Here is a 19,668-nt window from a genome sequence, read left to right on the forward strand (position 1 = left end):
GTCGGTTTATTCGGCTGCACCTCTTCTTTTATTATATTATACATAAATGTAAATAAAAGTAAAATAGAAGATTTTATCCTTTTTATGCTAACTTTCTGGTAATATATCAGTATATTCAGTAGGGCGTTATTTTTTAGATCTATGTAAAACAGGGAGGAAAGCAAGTGAATAAAGTGAGTAAGAGTAACAAAAAGAATTTCAACAAAGCATTAGCTACAACGGCTGTGCTCTCAATGATTCTGGCACCAAACACAGTATGGGGCGCATCTTCTTCTGACAGTTCCTCATTTAAAGATATTAACCAGGCTGCTCCATGGGCAAAAGAATCGGTTGTTAAAGCAAAAAACCTCGGATTTATCGGGGGAGATAATAACGGGAATTTCCATCCGCTCGATATGATTACCCGCCAGGAAATCGCTTCGATTATTTCTAAGTTTTTAAAGCTCCCCACACCAAAAGTTGAAAAATCTTCTTTCAAAGATGTTTCTGCTTCTGCCTGGAGTAAAGATGCCATTGAAGCTGTACTCAAGGCCGGTGTTATGGTCGGAGATAACGGAAACTTCCGCCCTGAAGCGCCGATTACCCGCGAAGAGCTGGCAGCTGTCCTTGTATCCACTGTCAAATTGGATACAACAGGGAAAGGAAACAATATTAAAACAGCGGATAAAGCTTTGGTTAGTGAATGGGCAAGGCCGGCTGTTCAAACTTCCATTGAGTTTGGCTTGTTAAAAGGAGATGGAACGAATTTCCTTCCTAAGAAAAAGGCACAACGCCAGGAAGTAGCAGCGGTGGCTGTTAATCTGGTGAACGTAGTCTTACATCCAGTGTCCGGTAAAGCTAAAATTGAGAATGTAACAGAGGGTTCGGCAACGATCGGTGGCGTACAGTATAAAGTAGCAGACGCGGTAAAAGGAATTTTAAACAAGAACAACAGCGAGGTTCTACAGGGCGCAAACATCACATTTGAAACCGCAGATAAAACAATTAATAAGATTACATATTTGGAACTTACGAAGAGTGGGAAAGCCGCTGCTTCCGGGGAGAAAGAGTTTGCCGGAAATCTCGTGCTTGACGGTCGCGGTGCGGCAGTAGACGGAAATGTAAAAGTTGGCGCTGACTATATTTCACTGAAAAACCTCACAGTGAACGGAAACTTCGAGATCGGAAAAGAAACCCAGAACGATTTCTATTCGGACAAGCTAAATGTAAAAGGCAATACGCTTGTAAACGGGGGAGACTCCAATACCGTTGTGTTTGAAAATGCTGCACTTGGTAATGTGGAAGTAAATAAGCAAGATGTACATGTAGACGTTAAGGGGACAACAAAGTTATCTCAGGTTACTATTTCTTCTAACGCGAATCTTACAGCGGATGCCGGTCTGGTTATTCCGAAGGTTGCTGTGAAAGAAGGGGCGGAGAAAGTTGGAATTAATGCTACGGTTACTTCGCTTGCTATCGACAGCACGAAGTCTGTCGAACTTGCAGGGAAAGCGGAGATTGCCAGCCTGAAGGTAGAAGGCAAGGGACAGGTTAATCTAAAGACAACGGGTACAATCGATAAACTCGAGGTAGCGAATAAGGATAGCAAATTAACGGTCCCAGCAGGATTGAAGATTGCCAATCTTGTTGTTCCTGAAGGAGCGAAGGTGCAGGATTTGGTCGCTAATTACGATCAAGTAAAGGGCCAAATTACAAATGTCAACAATGGAACGGCTACACCGGTTCCTACAACTCCTACAGTGCCTGCTGGTGGCGGTGCGGGAGGTGTTGTTGTAAGTGATACAACAGCGCCTACTGTTGAAGAAGCGTCTGGTATTATAGGTGGGCAGGAAGTTCGGGCGAGCAGAAGCGGAAATACATTTACCATTTCACTGGCTGGATTTTCCGATGATAAAATGTTCACGGGTTTGAAGTTCAAGGTATCGGAAAACTCCACGATTTCCTTCTCGGTTCTGTTTCTAGGTCCGAAATCAAAAGAATTAACTCAGGGCGATAACATTGTTTCTGTTAAGGATTTACTGGGTGACCTGGATTCAGGAGAGCCGGGGGTATCGATTGGAAAGGCAAAAGAGTTCCTTGGTGGAGAACTGAGCGGAACATTGACAGATAAAGCAGGGAATAAAACAGATGTGACTATCGTTCTTAAAGATTAATTCCTAGATTAGCAATAGAAAAGAGGATACGCTTTCTGCGTGTTCTCTTTTTTGTGTGTTCGGCATGGGGGGATTATCAGGATGGGAGTCCCGAGTGGTGAAGGAGAACAGTTTAAGAAAAACATCGCGGGCATGCCGCTCGTCCTTTCCCCTTCTGGAAGCGGGACGGCCGCTTAGTCTCACGCCGGGCGGACCAGCAAAACATCTGGGTAGCTTAGGTGTTGGAGACAATTGCCGGTCTTTTTCGCCCTATGGCAGGCGCACTCCACAGGGGGAAAGAAAAGAGCCGTCATCGCCCGCGATGTTTTTCTTTGACTTCGGGACCGCACGGTCCCATGATAGTAATTCCCTTTAATACTTTAAAGCAACATATGCTTTCTTTAACGATTAAATCAAAACCTGCATAATCTTTTCCTCCGTAATTTTCTATAGTGTAACCCTGACCTGTTTTACTTATGATACGGGGCCATACCGTGCTATAATAAAGAAAAAGAGGTGATCCGGTGGAAACAAAATGGATGAAGCTGTACGTCGATTTTGCCTTCAAAAGGCTGTTCGGCTCGCAGGAGAATGAGCGCATCTTGATGGCGTTTCTTAACGCGATGTTGAAGCCGGCTCCGGAAAAGCGGATTACAAGCGTAACCATTCTGGATAAAGAACTGGGCCGGGAGTATGTGGAAGACAAGAACGCTATTCTTGACTTGCACGCCTGGCTGGATGATGGAAGCAAGGTGAATATCGAGATTCAGCTGGCTAATGAGCATAATTTACAAAAGAGGTCGCTGTATTACTGGGGAAGAACGTACATGGAGGGATTTCAGAAACGCGGAAACTATGCCGATTTGCCGCGTACCATTTCGATTAACATTACTGGGTTTTCGCTTTTTCCGGATCATGCTGAGCGCTACCACATGGCCTTTGAACTGCGCGAGCGGGAAGCGGGATTTTTGTGGGATGATACGCTGGAGCTGCACCTGGTAGAGATGCCGAAGCTGGTTCGTTTGTGGCGGGAAAAGCGGATTGGCATGGGACAGGACGAACTTGTGGAGTGGCTGCTGCTTTTGGAAGCGGGCGATGATGAAGATATTCGCAAAGAACTGGAGGTGCGGGCAATGGATAATCCGGCATTGCAGGAAGCGATGGAGAAGTGGGAAGACTTGAGCCGCGATCCGGAGGCGATCCGGGAGTATGAGGCGCGTCATAAAGCTTTGATGGATCAGCTTTCTGTGATTAAAGAGAATGAGCGCAGGCAACAGCAACGATATGAGGAAGGTAAAGAGGAGGGTAGGATTGAAGAAAAGAGGGTTATTGCGTTAAAGATGCTGGCGGATGGTATGCCGATTGAGCAGATAACAAATTATTCTGGCCTTTTCCTTGAAGAAGTTAAGAAACTTAAGAAGAATGGATAAAAGTTCAGAATGATAATGCAGATAAATATAATTTCCACCCCTTCGTGAACTAGAGAAAAAGCGGCAGAGCGAGTGCTCTGCCACTTTTTACTTTGCGGGATTTTCAAGCCATGATTTTGCGACATTGAGTACGGAGGCATTACTTGCAATGGGATTGGAAATGGGCACTTTTTTTATTGAAAAGAAAGGGAACGTATTTCACTTCCGAACGTGAATAGAATTCCCCATGATCCCCAAGATGATCCTCTGTATCGAAGATCATACCGTGGTCAGCCGTTACGAGAATGAGCGTATCATCATATACTCCCAGTTCCCGTAATTGTGCAATAAGCCTGCCCAGGTATTCGTCTACCCATAGAATTCCTTCGCGGTAGGCCTGTTCCCCGCACCAGTGGCCCAGGAATTCGAGCGTAGGGTCATGAATGAAAGCACAAATGCCGTCGGTTTCTGTTTGTAGAAGGTGCTTTATTACACTTAAACTGGTAGTATGCACCCATTGGCTGAGCGTTTTGAGCTGCATAAGAGGAGTTTGGGATATATCGGTTGGATAGCTGTGTTTTATCTGCTCTTTAAGCTTTCTTAGATAAGGAAAGTTGGGTTCGATTTTAAACTCAAGCGAATGATTGGTAAGCAGATTTGATTCATCTTGCCATGACTCCCACAACAAGATGTCGAGGCGCTTTTGTTTTGCAACATTAATTTGGGCCAGCCACGCTGAATCGGAGCGGGGAAGAAGGTTGAAAATGAATTTATTATGCTGAACGGCAAGCTCAAGCAAATGAAGCTTAGTAGAATCTTGAACTAGGTGTTCGATTTGCTGAAAAGGATTTTGCCCATGTTCAAGCATGATATCCTCGCCAAAGAACATACGTGCAATGCCCGTTTCTGTACGTGGAGGGCGAGCCCCAAGGCAATCGCTTACTCTGGCCCCCTCACGTGCGAGAAAATCAAAGTTAATAGCGAGAACACCTTCTATCGAAGTGTTTTTTCTATATCGATGCAGATAGTCAGCTCCCAGGCGTCCGCCATAACGATAATTACATTCTTATGTCCCTGTTCCTCGAAGATTTCAACAGGGTTCGAAGTAAGAAGCGGCCTTCCAAGAGAAGACCAGCGAGGTGTTGAGCCTCCCATACTATACCCCCTTTGATTTTTGTATAATGTCTATAAGCAATGGATTGTTTTGGTTATAATTGTACCATAAGATAGAGAAGTTTATGAAAAGAAGGAGTGTCAAAATGATTGTACGCTCAATCGCAGTTTCTAATTTTAAATCTTTCTCGGAAGAAGTGAAGTTGTCCTTAAAAGAACTGAATGTGCTAACAGGTATTAACAGTACCGGTAAAACGACATTACTTCAGGCGTTTCTATTGCTTAAGCAAACGTTTGAAGAGAAACACCCGCAGTTAATGCTTGAAGGGCCTTATGTCTCTCCGGGAAGCTTTAAAGAAATCGTACATAATTATGATATAAGCAAAGAGATTACATTTACCCTGGAATTTTCCTATGATTTGCAAGGACAGGATTCGCAGCATCCTTCTATAAAGCGGATTTATAATGCTGTGAAGCGCATTATTTCACAGCCGCATGGCGTGGATTTAGTATTGTCATTCGGATTTAAAGAAGTTGAAGGCGAGATTTGCGTCAGTACATATGAGGTTGCTTATACTTTTCATATTGGGAGCGGTAAATGCGTAGAGTCGAAATTAAGAGTCAAGCAACTTAGTAACGGACAATATAGTATCACAATCGAAAATGAACTCGAAGAAATCGAGCTTGCGGATCGCTTTAGCGAGAAAAATTTTTCCAATCGCGAAGTAGAATTCAGCGGTCTTTTTCCCGTTGAGTTTCATGGAATGAGCCAGGACTATGGGGCCACTTACGGAATGATCCCGGCTTTATATTCTCATGCTGTATTAGACCTTATTGCGTATGCTTTTCAACAGGTAAGTTACATAGGGCCATTACGGGGTGAGCCCCAATGGCTTTATCAATATGCTGGTGTGCCGAAACAAATGGATCGTTCCGGCCATTATGCAGCGTACTTTTTTAATAAAGAAAAAGATAAGCCGATTACATATTTTACTTCGCCTACAGGGGAACTCAAAGAAGGGACGCTGGCGGAGGCGGTAAATTACTGGTTTTCTGATCAATTTAACATAACGCAGGCAGCGAATACCAATCAGGTGCATGAAAAAGCTCTTTACGTTTACTTAACTGCCGGAACGGAATCTGAGCTTCCGGTTAACCTGGCGGGAGTCGGGTTCGGTATTAGCCAGCTTCTGCCTATCATTGTGGCAGGGCTTCGTTTGCCGGAAGGATCACTATTTATCGTGGAACAGCCTGAAGTGCATTTGCATCCCTATGCGCAATCTGTGTTGGGAGATTTTCTGCTTTGTTTAGCAAGGAAAGGCGTTTCTGTCATTGTTGAAACACATAGTGATCACATGATTCATCGATTGCGGAGAAGAATCGTAGAGGATGCTGAGGGGAAGATGCAGGAACAAATTGGCATGTTTTTTGTGGTAAATCCCGGCGGCAAAGGAGCAAAACTGCAGGAACTTATCATTGATGAGCTAGGAATTATACAGAATTGGCCGCCAGGCTTTTTTGACCAAAGTGAGAAAGAATTGAAGGAGTTGTTTAAAGCCCAGATGGAGAGGAGAAGGAGGGGATGATTTGTACATTCGATCCGCGATTGCTGTTCTGGTCGACGGAAGAGTATGGGGAGAAAGAACATAGACAAAGGCTGAAAGAAGTTTTCTTCGTGCATATAAATTGGCTGGAAGAGATAGAATACACCAGGCTTGTTCTAGATAGGGACATGGATAGATTGCTCAATCGCATTCCCTGGAAATATTCAGATTTATATCCTGAAATGAGGGAGCTTACCGATCTTTTTTTAAGGTTTATTACGAGCTTTCCACGTTCTCAAATTGCAGCCTCTCATTCTGTAGCTGGGCTAAAGTTAAAGCCTGATATATGCGAACAAGGTTTTGATGAGGATCGAAATTATTTCTTATCTGCACTAATGACTTTAATAAATGACCAAAGTGATAAAAAAGGTCTTCTTACTTATGAAAAGGAACCATTTGTAGATAAGTATCTCCTTGTTGCTGTACCTTCGGGAGATACATTCGATATTTCTGTTCTTGCAGATGAAGATGATTGGTATGTAAACTTTCTGGAACTTGGTGAACGTGACAAACCTGAACACTTCAGAAAGCTAATCCGAGGATATTACCTAGCGTATTATAAACAACATCCTCGCTACAGCGAACATATATGGGAATATGTTGTCACAGAAGAATTTATCAAGACTTTGGAAAAATGCCAGCATCAAGAAGCGGTATTCCAGGATGTTATCGATTCGCTAACCGTTAAAATTTACAACATCCAAAGCGGAAGTAAAGTTGATGAGAAAGCATTCGGCCGCCTCTACGTGTCGAGACAGCGAGGCGACCGTATCGAGTACGTAGAGGCGGAAGAAACGATTTACTTTCTCAAATATTTAAGTTCCAGCGAGCATGATGATTATAAAATTCGGTAATTATAATGCATCCACTCCCATAGGGCTAAGTCACCTTCATCAATTGGCACGTTCGCTGTCTCGCAAACCATCTTAAAGACATTCTCAATCTTTTCGTAGTCTTTAGAAGGAGAGTAGGTTTCTGGAATAAAGTGATAAAATGTCAGAAAACGAAGGATATGAACATCGATAATAGCCAGTGACGTGGCATATCCGATATTACGGAGAAGCCAACTGGCGCTTTTCATTCCCATTCCGGGGCACTCCATGATTCTGGTTCTTCGCGCTGTCTCTTCGGGAATCGTGTTTAAAATAGCGGGTAAATTCCGCTGATTTTCGTGGAGAAGCCATTGTGCGGCTTTAAAAATGGCACGGGCCTTTGCTTTTGGGTAGCGGTACCTTCGAAATGTTCCCTGTTGAGTCCGTGGACTGAATTGAGGCATTGTTAATTCTCTTTCCAATATGCTTACCATTTGATTTTCAAATGTTTGATAATACTCAAGTCGAAATAACCCTTTCTGACGTAAAATCTCGAAAGCGGATTGATTAAGCTCGTACGGAATTCCGTAGCCGCCAAGTAAACAAAAAAACAGTTCATTATGTAGTAGTTCCGGGTTCAACGATTTGCTTTTTCTTTTGCTTAGATTGATTGAGTATGTATTCCAAATCGATGTAAGTTTCTCAATTCCTGTGTTCATAAATGCACGTCCTTTTGAAGGGAGGAAACAGTTTATATGAAAATGGGCATTGTCTCGGAAACAGTAGAGGATATTTTTCTTTATCCGTCAGGCTCTGCTTCGGCTAGAATAGGAGGCGGCAGCTTCACGGCCCAGGTCTCCGCTATGTACGGAAATGATACGTTCCTCTTAACCTGGATCGGGGAAGACCTGGCGCCAGCCATGACTTCTACTTTAACGGAAAGCGGAGTACATGTACAGGGGATGGTTCGTTCGTCTCGAACGGCTAAATATATTATGAAAACTCAGGCTAACGATAAGAGAGATACAACAATATATTCTCCTGACTGCCCAAAATATAAGCTTGAAAAGATACCGGATGAATTGATGCAAAAGGATGTTCTTCTGTTCTATCCTTTGCCGATGGACATTCTATTAGGCATTATGTCTGTATGCAAACCGAATGTTTCCATTTTTGCTTTCGATCCTCAATCCTCTTATGAAGATCTTTCAGAGATAGAGCCGCTGTTTCCTTATTTGTCGTATATACTCCTGAATAAACAAGAACTGCAAGGGTTATGTGGCTATGAAGAATTGGAGAAGTGCTTCTCCAGCTTCGCCAGCTTTATAAGGGGAATATTGTAGTCAAGGACGGAGTCAATGGTTCATTCATCTACACGGATGAAGATAAATTGATCGATGTCTTGTCATATGAGGCTGCACCTATTTGCCCGGTTGGAGCAGGGGACTGCTTTAATGTTGTCTATTTGAGTGAGCTTATGAACGGGGCGGACATTCAGACAAGCCTGGATATGGCCTCCTATGTTTCGGCTAAAATCATTGAACATGAGTTTCCGGCTCCGTCTTTTTTGGAAAGAGATAAAAACATTCAAGAGTGGAAGAGCGGGCAAAGAAAGAGAAAGGATCGGCTTTCTCCACGCATTTATCTGGCAGCGCCTTTCTTCTCCGACTCGGAGCTGCACTGGGTGGAGTTTATATGCGCACAGTTGGAACAGGAACAGTTTCAGGTTTTTTCTCCTTCGAGAGATGCCGGCATCATTAACGAATATACAAGCATGGGGGAACGGAAAGAGGTTTTCTTGCGGGATATCAGTGAAATTGAGAATTGCGATATTGTAGTTGCCCTTACCGATAATGATGATCAGGGGACGCTGTGGGAAATCGGGTATGCTTATGCGCTGGGTAAACCTGTGTACTGTTTGCAGACGTCGATAATAAAAGGAGTAAATAATATGCTTTCCCATTCGTCTGTCGTTGTTCGGAATGTGAAACAACTACAAAGAGTACTCCGAAATAACATGGGGAGAAGTGTATGGACGTAAAATCAATGGTGCTGCTTTTTTCAGGTGGCGTTGATTCGACAACGTTATTGGCGCTATGTCAAAAAAACGGGTACGATGTTTTTCCGTTGTATATAAATTACGGCCAGAGAGCGTGCCGGTTAGAAGAAGAAGCGGTGCGGAAGTTAGGTCAGCATTATGGTGTATGCGTTAAAAGAGCGGCGGTCCCTATCCCTGCGTTTTTAAATGAAAGTCAGATGATAAATGGGGAAGAAGAGATACCTTCCATCGAGGATGAAGAACAGGCATTTGCAAAGGAGTTTGTCCCGCACCGTAATCTTTTCCTGCTTACGTTGGCCGCGATGTACGCCCATTCTTTAGGGATATCAACCGTTGGCTTAGGAGTTTATAGTGGAAGTGTATTAAGGTATAGCGATTGTACACTTGAATTTTTGCAGAAGGCGCAGGAGACCATTGCGGTTTCAAGCGGCAACAGTGCTATTAGTATCTATGCTCCTTTTGTCCATATGGATAAGGAAAATATTACAAAGGTAGCTGCCGATTTGGATGTTCCTATCGATACGACAGTGTCATGCAATATGGGAGTTCATAAGCCTTGTGGTGTTTGCTCATCTTGTATGGAGAGACGCCGGGTGCTTGAAAGAATTGGAGGTGCGGGCAATGGATAATCCGGCACTACAGGAAGCGATGGAGAAGTGGGAAGACTTGAGCCGCGATCCCGAGGCGATTCGGGAGTATGAAGCGCGTCATAAGGCGTTGATGGATCAGCTTTCTGCCATTAAAGAAAATGAGCGCAGGCAACAGCGGCGGTATGAGGAAGGAATTGAGAAAGGTAAGCACAAAACGGCTGTCGCAATAGCGTTAAAAATGCTAGCGGATGGTATGCCGATTGAGCAGGTGGCAAATTACTCTAGCCTTTCCCTTGAAGAAGTTAAGAAACTGAAGAAGAATTGATAAAGGCTGAAAAAATAATTGTAAAATGCCAGTTTTTCTTGAGAAAAAAGAGAAGCTGGTTTTTTCATTAGCAGCAAAAACCTCAAGAAGGAGCCGCCCGTGAACTACACCAAACAGAAATCCATCCACATCGTCCGGCTCCCCCGCACCGCCAGCATCGAACTCATTCCCTGCTTTCCCCAAGGTGAAACCCTCCCCGCCATGTACGAACGCCTCCGCAAATCCGGCCAGCCCCTCCCACAGCTTCTCGTCAACGCCAACTTCTTTCACCTGGGCAGCGGCTTCTCCGTCTCCGGCATGAAATACAGCGACGGCACCCTCATCGACCGCTCCCTCGGCGGCTTCTACGTCTACCGCGACGGGCGCGGCAGCCTCCACATCAGCACCGAACAGGGGCACACCATCCACCAGTTCACCACCGCCCGCTGGGCCCTCGAATCCGCACCCCTGCTCCTTCCTTCCTATCAGAACAGCCCGAAGATGGAAGCAGCCATCGCAAGCCAATCACACCCGCGAACAGCCATTGGCCTCACAGACAAAGAAATCATTCTCCTTGTTACCGACGGACGTCCCTTCGGTCTTACCTGTGTCGAGCTGGCCGGCATCATGCGCACCTTGGCTGCCATACCGCGCTCAATCTCGATGGCGGGCGTTCCTCCCAGCTTGTCATCCGGGGCAAACAGGTCAACCGGCAATGGACCCGGCGAAAAATATTTGCCGCACTTGCCGTTTACAGCGAGGAGGCGAGAGGATAAGCAGGCCAGGCGTCGAATGTATATTCCCTATGGAAGAAGCAGAGTGAGAACAGGAGAGGGAGAGAAGAAACAAAATGATAAAAAAGTGGGCCATTGCATTTGTCCTGGGGATTTTGCTTACAGGTATGATTCAGCCTGGCGCGCAGACCGTTTCTGCAGCCGGAACAACTCCCGATGCGAAAACGTACGAACAGCAGGAAGCGCGTTTTCGTGAATTGTTACAGCTCGTCATGGAAAAGCATGTCGACAAGAATCTGGATGTTATGAAGCTGACCGATGCGGCGCTCCACGGAATGATGGATGCAACGGGCGATCCGCATTCGATGTATTTCACGGACAGTGAATTTCAAGAGTTCATGAGCAATGTAGAAGGAAGCTTCGCAGGGATCGGCATTTATGTCGAGCAGAAGGGCGACCGGTTCATCATTCAATCCGTTATGGAGGGGGCGCCTGCCCAGCGAGCCGGGCTCATGACAGGGGATGAAGTCATCGCCATTGATGGCGAATCGATTGCCGGCAAGAAAATCGACGAAGTAACGGAGAAGATGAAAGGTAACGCCGGTACGAGCATCAGCATGACCGTGAAGAGAAAGTCGGAAACGCTGACGGTAAACCTAACGCGTGAGGAAATTACGTTTTCACCGGTGGAAAGCAGGATGCTGGATAACCAGATTGGCTACATCCAGCTCTATACGTTTGCGGACAATTCCGCTCAGCTTATGGCACAGCACCTTGCCAATTTGCAGAAAAAAGGAATGAAAGGCCTTATTCTCGATTTGCGCGACGATCCGGGCGGCCATCTTGAGGCGGCTGTCGATATCGCCAAGTTGTTCATCGACAAAGGGCCCGTTGTACATACGGTAGACCGGGACGGGAAGAAAGAAACGCTTACCGTTGACGGACCCGAGTGGAAAACACCTATCGCCATCCTGGTGAACGGCGGAACGGCCAGTGCGTCTGAGATTCTCACAGCCGCGCTGCAGGATTACGGCCTGGCGACTGTCATTGGAACGAAAACGTACGGCAAAGGCACGGTACAGGAGATTATGCCGCTAGAGACCGGGGGCGTAGTGAAACTGACAGTGGCCGAATATTTTTCTCCGAAAATGAGGAAAGTTAACGGCAATGGAATTACGCCGGATATTGTCATCGAAAGCCCGGATCAGCAGCTATTGAAAGCTGTTGCCCAGGTGAAAGGGTCCACTGCGCTTAAATTGTTTAACAACGGCACATCCGAGATTGGCGGCTTCCCGCTCGAAGAAGGGGTGCTCGCGAAGCAAATCAATGGTACATGGTATGTCGCTCTGCGCGGGATCGCGGAAATGTACGGCGGCAGCGTCGGCTGGGATGAGAAAAAACACCAGGTTACGTTTGCATACGGCAAAACAAAGAAAGGCTATGCCATTGCCCACAATCCGTCCCTTCGCACCGATAATGGCCGTTCCTTCCTTTCGATAGAAAGATAAAGCGCGACTTCCCGAGCATCTCGGTACAGAAGAGCGGCGACCATCTTATCGTACAGCTGAAGTAAAATCTTCCTGTTCCTTTCACAACATTTGGCGGTCTTGTGCGTATAACAGGGGGACAAGCAAATGATACGTGCAGGGAGTGAATAGCATGAAGAAATGGGGATATGGGATCGCAGGAGCCGCAATGGCCCTCATTGTAGGAACTCTTTCTACGGGAGCGGCCGCTCCGGCGGAACCGGGATCCACGAATGATCCGTTAGTGACGAAAAGCTATGTAGAACAGGTGAAAAGCGAGCTTTTAAGCAAAATCTCGTCTATACCGGCGGCACCATCCGGTGGAAGCAACATGCCGCCGGCGGACAATGTCCAGCCTTCCTCCGGTAAAATCGCGACCGTGAAGCTGGAATCCGGGCAGGAAATCATCGGCTACTCCGGAACCGAGTTCATCGTCCGCTCCGGGAAGGTGACCGCCCTCACACAGGAGGGAAAAGGCTACAGCCTGCCGGACATAACGACAGGGACGGATTTGCTCAAGGATGAGAAGGTCTCGCTAAACCACCTGATCCTGATGCCGCGAGACGACGGACGCGGCTTGAACGTTGTCCAGGGCCCCGCTTACATTATGGTTCGTGGCGCTTACAAGATTCAATAATTCATTCATTAATGATGCCCCCTGTCTTCTATCTAAATAGAGGACAGGGGCATTTTGCTTTTCCGGCCCACCGTTCTTTGCCATTTCTGTTGACAGTGCCTCCCAAATAAGATATGCTCATCTAGAACGGAAGACCCTTATATCCCGAGCAGGCGGAGGGACTGGCCCAATGAAGCCCGGCAACCACATTGCAGCTCGAAGGATGAGGCATTACGCCTCCCCGGGAGCGGTGAACGGTGCTAACCAGCAGAAGAAGCGGAAGGATTTCCGCTGTATTCTGGAAGATAAAGGGCAAAGAATGAGTAAAAACGAGCCCTTTTCCGGATGATATACATGGAAAAGGTTTTTTTACTGCTTTGCGACAGGGTTTGGGAAGGGAGTACCCGTATCTTGGTAAGACCATCCACATTACATGGTTTATAAGGAGGTACGTGAATATGGCGCTACAAAAAGGACGTCATCTCTTCACATCGGAATCAGTTACTGAAGGACATCCGGATAAAATCTGTGACCAGATTTCCGATGCAATACTGGATTCGATTTTGGAAAAAGATCCGAATGCGCGTGTAGCTGCAGAAACATCCGTGACTACAGGTATGGTACTTGTAGCGGGTGAGATTACAACAAGCTGCTATGTCGACATTCCAAAAGTTGTTCGTGAAACGATTCGTGAAATCGGCTACACCCGTGCGAAATACGGCTTTGATGCCGATACTTGTGCGGTACTTACTTCGATCGATGAGCAGTCACCTGACATTGCCCAGGGGGTTGATCAGGCGCTTGAATCGCGTGAAGGACAGATGTCAGATGAGCAAATCGAAGCGATCGGTGCGGGAGACCAGGGCTTGATGTTCGGGTATGCCAACAACGAAACCGAAGAATTAATGCCGCTTCCGATTTCGCTTGCACACCAATTGTCCCGCCGCCTGGCAGAAGTCCGGAAGAACGGCACCCTTGACTACCTCCGCCCGGATGGTAAGACACAGGTAACCGTGGAATACGAAGGAGATAAGCCGGTTCGTGTAGATACAATCGTTATCTCTACCCAGCATGATGCAGCGATAACGCTTGAGCAAATCCAGAAAGATTTAAAAGAACATGTAATTCAGCCGATTGTTCCGGCGGAATTGCTTGATGAGAATACAAAATACTTCATCAACCCGACCGGCCGTTTCGTTATTGGCGGACCGCAGGGGGATGCAGGATTAACAGGACGTAAAATCATCGTTGATACATACGGCGGATACGCTCGTCACGGCGGCGGTGCATTCTCCGGTAAGGATCCGACAAAGGTTGACCGCTCCGGCGCTTATGCAGCCCGCTATGTAGCGAAGAACATCGTAGCGGCAGGGCTTGCCGATAACTGCGAAGTTCAGGTGGCTTACGCTATCGGGGTTGCCCAGCCGGTTTCCATTAACGTTGATACGTTTGGCACAGGCAAAGTAGACGAAGACATTCTTGTTCAGCTTATTCGCAAGCATTTTGACCTGCGTCCGGCCGGCATTATTAAGCAGCTTGACCTGCGCCGTCCGATTTACCGCCAGACCGCCGCTTATGGGCACTTTGGCCGTAATGACCTGAATGTACCGTGGGAAAAAACAGATAAAGCAGAGGTTCTTAAGAAAGAAGCATCTGAATGGGCTTCTCGTTAATAAAATAGTACAAAAGACCCGTCACTTTAATAGTGTATGGGTCTTGTTTTTTTTGTATGGGATGAATGGTACAATAATTGAGAAGGTATTTCAGCTGTTTTGTCGAAAAGGATCAAATTAGGAAGAAGAAGTGCCCTGCTACTTATCGGCTACCAGACAGGAAAGGAGATTCAAATGGACGAGGCAAGCATTGACATTCAGGTTCTCGACGATTTATTGCAAAAAACCATTTTATCCGTAGAAGAAAGCAAAGAGAAGATTTTTGAAATCGCCGAGAACGCCCACCGGGAGAGCAACCACATTCGCCTCGAACTTGAGAATCTCAAAGCGGAAGTCGATCAAGTCATTACCCAGACGGATAGGTTGGAAGTGAAGGCAAGACAGGCCCGCCAGCAGCTGGCCAACATTAGCCGGGATTTCCACCGGTTTAGCGAAGCGGAAATACGCGTTGCCTATGAACAGGCGAGTCAGATGCAGATTGAGCTGTCCCTCTCCAGGGATAAAGAGCTGCAACTGAGGCAGCGCCGCGATGAGCTAGAGCGCCGCCTGCGCGGAATTATGAATACCATTGAAAAGTCAGAAATCCTTATATCGCAGATGGGGGTCGTGATGAACTACCTGCAGGGAGACCTGCAAAAAGTCGGCATCGCCCTGCAATCTGCACAGCACCACCAACTGCTTGGCATTGAAATCATTCAGGCGCAGGAAGAGGAACGCAAGCGGGTCGCCCGTGAAATTCATGACGGGCCGGCACAATCCATGGCAAACGTTGCGCTGCGCAGTGAGATTGTGGAGCGCATGCTCAACCAGAACCGCATTGACGAAGCCAAAGTCGAACTCCGGCTGTTGAAGGAATTAACCCGGGCCAGCCTGGTGGACGTTCGGAAAATTATTTTCGATCTGCGCCCGATGGCGCTCGATGATTTAGGCCTCGTGCCTACCCTCCGCAAGTATTTGGAGGAATATGAAAAACAGCACCGCATTAAGGCGAAGCTCACTGTATTGAGTTTAGAACGCCGCCTCATCAGCTCGATTGAGGTTGCGGTTTTTCGCTTGATTCAGGAGTCCCTTAACAATACCGCAAAGCACGCGAAGGCGAAGCATGTCGAAGTAACGATTGGCTTTTCGCCGAATGTTGTAGATTTTAAGGTGGCCGATGACGGCATCGGGTTTGATCGGTCCGCCGAATCGGACCGCCCGCAGTTCGGGATCATGGGAATGAAAGAGAGAATTAAGCTGTTGCAGGGAAAGATGAAGATTGATTCCACCCCCGGCAAAGGGACGAGCCTCGACTTCAGCATTCCTCTCCGCATCAATGAAGAAATAAATGCTGAAGCGAATGGAAAAAGTAAATAATAGTGAAACTATAGAGCTGGAGGACGAGTATGACGGACCAAACGATTTCGATTTTACTTGTAGACGACCACAAATTATTTCGGGAAGGTGTAAAGCGCATTCTTGAGATGGAAGACAACTTCACGATTATAGGAGAAGCTTCAGACGGGGAAGAGGCGTGTGAGATGGCGGCCGAGCTTCAGCCGAATGTCATCCTGATGGACATTAACATGCCGAAGCTTACCGGCGTACAGGCGACACAGCGCGTCAAAGAGAGAGCCCCGGATTCACGGGTCATTATTTTATCGATCCATGATGATGAGAACTATGTGTACAAATCTCTCCGCTCCGGCGCTTCCGGATATTTATTGAAAGAAATGGATTCCGATTCGCTTATTGAAGCGATTTACTCTGTCGCGCGCGGAGAAGCGTATGTTCACCCTAAAGTGACAGGCAAGCTGATTACCGAATTCCGCCGTTTGAGCACGATTGAGCACACGCACGATGAGAATGTGCTCGTTAGCGATGTGAGTGAGTTAGGCGGAGACAACAAGGAAAGCAACATCCAGGCACTGACCCCGCGAGAGCGCGAAGTGCTGCAGCTGATGGCGGAAGGAAAAAGCAACCGCATGATCGGGGAAGAGCTGTTCATCAGTGAGAAAACAGTAAAGAACCATGTGAGCAGCATTCTGCAGAAACTGGATGTGCAGGACCGTACACAAGCGGTCGTCGTATCCATCAAGAACGGCTGGGTAAAGCTGTCCTAATGAAAAAGGTGCCTTGCAAAAGAGACAACCCTCTTTTATGCGGCGCCTTTTTTTGTTTGGTTCCTTTTTCCTTATTCTCTGCATACGCTATAGATACAGGGAGGCGAATGCAATGGAAGGTTGGTACATTGCCGGAATGACGGCCGCTTTGTATGTCACTCTAATTCAGTTCCTTCCGTGGCTTGGACGTATTATATTCGAATATGCTCACCCGCCTGCGGGCAGGATGAAAAACAAACCGCTGAACGTCGAGCTGCTGGTTCACAATTCTGAAGACCGTCTGGAAGGCGCGATACGCTATGTGGCCTGGTTTTCCTTCGTGGAAGGAATCCCACTTTCCGTTTGTGTATATGAGAGCGATTCTGACGATATGACATCTGTTCTGTTGAGAAAAGCGGAGGAAGATTGGCCGGGACTGATTCGTGAAGTGAGAGCGGAGAAAAACCGTTATGAGACGGTGAGCAGTGAGGACGCCTGCTGGACGCTTGACTTGCGGGCCGGGTAGGCCGGAAGGAAGGCGCGGTGTTGTGCCTTCCTTTATTAGTGGAGGACAATGCCGAAAAGCAGAAGCAGGACAAGCAGGTACCCAAGGAGTACGAAGCCCATGATTGGAAGCAGGGAAAGAGACGTCAGTTTTGCTTTGTTAATCGCTTTCTCTTTTTGAAGAGCCCGCACGTATTCTCTTTTCATTTTCCGCCGCAGCAGAACGAGTGCACCAAGCGCAGGTTCAAAATGCGAATCTGCCTGTACCGCCCTTGCATAATAGCGTTCGGCTGTAGAAAACTGCCCCTGCTTCTCGTATTTTCTTCCGATCTGGTACAGCGCCTGCACATGGTTGCTGTTGCAGCGCAGCAGCTTTTCGTAATAGGCCGGATCCGCGGTGTTAATATACAGCGGGTTTACATGCGTACCCGACACGACCTTTTTCGTTCTCTCAAGAAACTTTTCCCTGGTGTGGGATATGAATTTTCTGCCTGATATGTGGACGTTCATGCCTGTTTCACCTCCTATCTTCCATTGTTGCCCGGTCAGGCAATTGGTAGACTGGCCGATTCTGTCGAAAAATGTTCACGAATTTGCATGAATTTAGCGAAAAACAAGAAGGTAAAAATTGGTTATTGCCGAAAATAGTACATACCAGGATGGACAGACAGCGCGGGAAGCGTCCCTAAATAAAATGAGGGGGGAAATGGGTTGAGAATTTTACTGCGTATCAATCAGGATGGAGTCATTCAGTTGCCGGAGTCTTACATGAGGGAGGCGGGCATCCAGCCGCTGGATGAAGTGGAAATTGTGGAGGGGGAGGACGGCCAGCTTATGATTCGCAAATGGTCCGCCGCTGAGGAAACGCTGGCGGGCGTTGCAGAGGAAGAACTGTTGTACGGGACGGCAGAGGGGCTAGGGCGGAGCAAGGCGTGACAGCGGAATCTGAAAAAGACAAGCTCCATGAATGGCTAAAGGGACGGGCACTTCTTGAGGAAGAAGTATGGTGGATGGTCCATTCACTGACACATAACAGCCATCTTTTTGAACGGGTAGAAATCGAAAGGTTGATAGAGCAGCTTACCGCAGAGGGAAAGATTGAACGGAAACAGGGAGTAGAACGGGTCCGGCAGCAAGAAGGGGGAGGAGAGGGCATCCTCCCTTTTTTCTATTCGCTGTGTAGAAAGTGGCAGCAACTGCGAGAGGGTGATGCCGCCTCAAGTGTGTACGTGTGTAACAGGTGCGGTGCTTCGGGAGACTGGATTCATGAGGTGTACTGTCACCGCTGCCAGGGGTTGTGCGGGTATTGCCGTCGCTGCCTGTCGATGGGAAGAAGCAGCTGCTGTGCGCCATACTATTTGATCCCGGCCGGTACGGATCGTGAGCGGGTTTCATCTTCAGGCACCGCTGTTTCTTCTGTGCTTGCGCAGTATCCTTCGCTTACGCCTGCCCAGCGTACGGCGGCGGAGAGGACGCTTGATTTCTATGAAGCTGGCACCGGGGCTGGCGATGAATTTCTCGTCTGGGCGGTGTGCGGCGCCGGTAAAACGGAAGTGATGTTTCCGCTCCTCCACCATGTGCTCTCGCGGGGAGAGAGCATTCTGTGGGCAACACCAAGGCGCGATGTTGTGCTTGAACTGGGGCCCCGGCTGAAGAAGGCGTTTCCTTCCTGCGAGGTGAGCGTGCTGTACGGCAAGTCGCCGGAAAAGTGGTCCGCTGCCCCGCTTGTTGTGGCAACGACGCACCAGGCTCTCCGTTTCTACCGGCGGTTTGATGTCGTGATTATTGATGAGGTAGATGCGTTTCCGTATACGGCGGACGAGATGCTGCCTTTTGCAGTCCACCGCGCGAGGAAACTACCCGGAAAAACGGTGTATCTTACTGCTACACCGCGTGCCTGCCACCTGTCGGCCATGAAAAAGCCGCATCATCACTCGCTTTATTTGCCCCATGAGAAAATCCCGGTTCGCTATCATGGGCACCGTCTACCTGTGCCAACAATGCACCGGGAAAGGAATTTAAACGATCGTTTAACAGCGAAAAAGCCGATTTATACGCTCGTTCAATTCTTTGAGCACCTGAAAGAGACGGATTCACCTGCCTTTGTTTTTGTTCCGGCGATTCGGATGCTGCCTGTAATGAAATCGTATTTGGTTGCGCTCGATAAAGAATGGGAGGGGAAGGTTGAGACGGTGCACGCTTCGGATCCGGAGCGAGAGGAGAAGGTGATGGCGATGCGGGAGGGGAAGGTGCGCATTCTACTGACGACGACGATTATGGAAAGAGGAGTAACAATTCCGCGGATTTCCGTGTTTGTCTGCTGTGCGGACGCTCCGGTTTTTGATGAGGCGGCTCTTGTTCAAATTGCGGGGCGCGCGGGCCGTTCTGCCGCGTTTCCAGATGGGGAGGTTGTCTTTGTGGGGAAGGAGAAGACGCCGGCGATGAAGGCGGCGGTGAGGCAGATTGAGGAGATGAACCGGCTGGCGGAGAAGGCGGGGTATGTTTGAAAAT

20 protein-coding genes, 1 pseudogene and 1 riboswitch are annotated in these 19,668 nt (G+C 47.6%); of the genes and pseudogenes, 17 read left to right on the top strand and 4 right to left on the bottom strand.

Annotated features, from left to right (window positions below):
• Positions 1 to 164: 164 nt before the first annotated feature.
• Positions 165 to 2,153 carry an S-layer homology domain-containing protein gene (locus tag MBEAL2_RS03310; RefSeq protein ID WP_052947404.1) on the top strand — a complete coding sequence of 663 codons (1,989 nt, stop codon included), beginning with the start codon at positions 165 to 167 and terminating at the stop codon, positions 2,151 to 2,153.
• 503 nt (positions 2,154 to 2,656) lie between these two features.
• Positions 2,657 to 3,562: an Rpn family recombination-promoting nuclease/putative transposase gene (locus MBEAL2_RS03315; protein WP_052947405.1), complete on the top strand. Its 906-nt coding sequence runs from the start codon at positions 2,657 to 2,659 to the stop codon at positions 3,560 to 3,562.
• Positions 3,563 to 3,701: 139 nt separating this feature from the next.
• On the opposite strand, the gene MBEAL2_RS03320 is transcribed toward MBEAL2_RS03315, so the two are convergent.
• Together MBEAL2_RS03320 and MBEAL2_RS31570 are read right to left on the bottom strand one after the other, a co-directional pair.
• A complete protein-coding gene (locus tag MBEAL2_RS03320) occupies positions 3,702 to 4,409 on the bottom strand; it encodes a sulfatase-like hydrolase/transferase (RefSeq protein ID WP_201780796.1) in 708 nt (235 codons plus the stop codon).
• Between the two features lie 125 nt (positions 4,410 to 4,534).
• The gene (locus tag MBEAL2_RS31570; RefSeq protein ID WP_161798157.1) at positions 4,535 to 4,696 is read right to left on the bottom strand and encodes a hypothetical protein; all 162 of its coding nucleotides are present in this window, start codon (positions 4,694 to 4,696) and stop codon (positions 4,535 to 4,537) included.
• A 104-nt stretch (positions 4,697 to 4,800) separates the two neighbouring features.
• Here MBEAL2_RS31570 and MBEAL2_RS28835 point away from each other — a divergent pair, with 104 nt between their 5' ends.
• Positions 4,801 to 6,240: a DUF3696 domain-containing protein gene (locus MBEAL2_RS28835; protein WP_052947406.1), complete on the top strand. Its 1,440-nt coding sequence runs from the start codon at positions 4,801 to 4,803 to the stop codon at positions 6,238 to 6,240.
• Positions 6,237 to 7,112 carry a hypothetical protein gene (locus MBEAL2_RS03330; RefSeq protein ID WP_047150896.1) on the top strand — a complete coding sequence of 292 codons (876 nt, stop codon included), beginning with the start codon at positions 6,237 to 6,239 and terminating at the stop codon, positions 7,110 to 7,112. Before MBEAL2_RS28835 ends, MBEAL2_RS03330 begins: the two co-directional genes overlap by 4 nt.
• Here MBEAL2_RS03330 and MBEAL2_RS03335 read toward each other — a convergent pair.
• On the bottom strand, positions 7,097 to 7,789 hold the full coding sequence (locus MBEAL2_RS03335) for an 8-oxoguanine DNA glycosylase (protein ID WP_047150897.1): 693 nt from the start codon (positions 7,787 to 7,789) through the stop codon (positions 7,097 to 7,099). The genes MBEAL2_RS03330 and MBEAL2_RS03335 overlap by 16 nt on opposite strands.
• Positions 7,790 to 7,825: 36 nt before the next feature.
• Here MBEAL2_RS03335 and MBEAL2_RS03340 point away from each other — a divergent pair, with 36 nt between their 5' ends.
• From MBEAL2_RS03340 to MBEAL2_RS03390, 11 genes and pseudogenes are all read left to right on the top strand, one after another.
• Entirely contained in the window at positions 7,826 to 8,413 is a 588-nt protein-coding gene (locus MBEAL2_RS03340) for a carbohydrate kinase family protein (protein WP_047150898.1), read from the top strand.
• Positions 8,371 to 9,111: a PfkB family carbohydrate kinase gene (locus tag MBEAL2_RS28840; protein WP_052947407.1), complete on the top strand. Its 741-nt coding sequence runs from the start codon at positions 8,371 to 8,373 to the stop codon at positions 9,109 to 9,111. The genes MBEAL2_RS03340 and MBEAL2_RS28840 overlap by 43 nt, the downstream gene beginning before the upstream one ends.
• Complete coding sequence (locus MBEAL2_RS03350) at positions 9,102 to 9,758, top strand: 7-cyano-7-deazaguanine synthase (RefSeq protein WP_047150899.1); 657 nt, start codon at positions 9,102 to 9,104, stop codon at positions 9,756 to 9,758. The genes MBEAL2_RS28840 and MBEAL2_RS03350 overlap by 10 nt, the downstream gene beginning before the upstream one ends.
• Positions 9,751 to 10,044, top strand: coding sequence for an Rpn family recombination-promoting nuclease/putative transposase (locus MBEAL2_RS29975; protein ID WP_082129729.1), 294 nt, complete (start codon positions 9,751 to 9,753; stop codon positions 10,042 to 10,044). The genes MBEAL2_RS03350 and MBEAL2_RS29975 overlap by 8 nt, the downstream gene beginning before the upstream one ends.
• Positions 10,045 to 10,341: 297 nt before the next feature.
• Positions 10,342 to 10,799 (top strand): annotated as a pseudogene (locus MBEAL2_RS33910) (phosphodiester glycosidase family protein).
• Between the two features lie 74 nt (positions 10,800 to 10,873).
• Positions 10,874 to 12,265, top strand: a complete 1,392-nt coding sequence (locus MBEAL2_RS03365) for a S41 family peptidase (RefSeq protein WP_052947408.1) — start codon at positions 10,874 to 10,876, stop codon at positions 12,263 to 12,265.
• 151 nt (positions 12,266 to 12,416) lie between these two features.
• Entirely contained in the window at positions 12,417 to 12,920 is a 504-nt protein-coding gene (locus MBEAL2_RS03370; protein ID WP_052947409.1) for a hypothetical protein, read from the top strand.
• A 136-nt stretch (positions 12,921 to 13,056) separates the two neighbouring features.
• Positions 13,057 to 13,211: riboswitch (SAM riboswitch) on the top strand.
• 146 nt (positions 13,212 to 13,357) lie between these two features.
• A complete protein-coding gene (metK, locus tag MBEAL2_RS03375) occupies positions 13,358 to 14,572 on the top strand; it encodes a methionine adenosyltransferase (protein ID WP_047150902.1) in 1,215 nt (404 codons plus the stop codon).
• 99 nt (positions 14,573 to 14,671) lie between these two features.
• Positions 14,672 to 15,928, top strand: a complete 1,257-nt coding sequence (locus MBEAL2_RS03380) for a sensor histidine kinase (RefSeq protein WP_369405461.1) — start codon at positions 14,672 to 14,674, stop codon at positions 15,926 to 15,928.
• Positions 15,929 to 15,957: 29 nt separating this feature from the next.
• Positions 15,958 to 16,674: a response regulator gene (locus MBEAL2_RS03385; RefSeq protein ID WP_047150903.1), complete on the top strand. Its 717-nt coding sequence runs from the start codon at positions 15,958 to 15,960 to the stop codon at positions 16,672 to 16,674.
• Positions 16,675 to 16,786: 112 nt separating this feature from the next.
• Positions 16,787 to 17,179, top strand: coding sequence for a hypothetical protein (locus tag MBEAL2_RS03390; RefSeq protein ID WP_047150904.1), 393 nt, complete (start codon positions 16,787 to 16,789; stop codon positions 17,177 to 17,179).
• A 35-nt stretch (positions 17,180 to 17,214) separates the two neighbouring features.
• Here MBEAL2_RS03390 and MBEAL2_RS03395 read toward each other — a convergent pair whose 3' ends face one another.
• Positions 17,215 to 17,667, bottom strand: coding sequence for a tetratricopeptide repeat protein (locus tag MBEAL2_RS03395; RefSeq protein WP_047150905.1), 453 nt, complete (start codon positions 17,665 to 17,667; stop codon positions 17,215 to 17,217).
• A gap of 201 nt (positions 17,668 to 17,868) precedes the next feature.
• Between MBEAL2_RS03395 and MBEAL2_RS03400 the strand changes: the two genes are divergently transcribed.
• Both MBEAL2_RS03400 and MBEAL2_RS03405 read left to right on the top strand, forming a co-directional pair.
• A complete protein-coding gene (locus MBEAL2_RS03400) occupies positions 17,869 to 18,093 on the top strand; it encodes an AbrB/MazE/SpoVT family DNA-binding domain-containing protein (protein ID WP_047150906.1) in 225 nt (74 codons plus the stop codon).
• Positions 18,090 to 19,664 carry an ATP-dependent helicase ComFA gene (locus tag MBEAL2_RS03405; RefSeq protein ID WP_052947410.1) on the top strand — a complete coding sequence of 525 codons (1,575 nt, stop codon included), beginning with the start codon at positions 18,090 to 18,092 and terminating at the stop codon, positions 19,662 to 19,664. Before MBEAL2_RS03400 ends, MBEAL2_RS03405 begins: the two co-directional genes overlap by 4 nt.
• The last annotated feature ends 4 nt before the right edge of the window (positions 19,665 to 19,668 follow it).

Origin of the sequence: Aneurinibacillus tyrosinisolvens (genome assembly GCF_001015055.1) — a bacterium.
Lineage (GTDB): Bacteria > Bacillota > Bacilli > Aneurinibacillales > Aneurinibacillaceae > Aneurinibacillus_A > Aneurinibacillus_A tyrosinisolvens.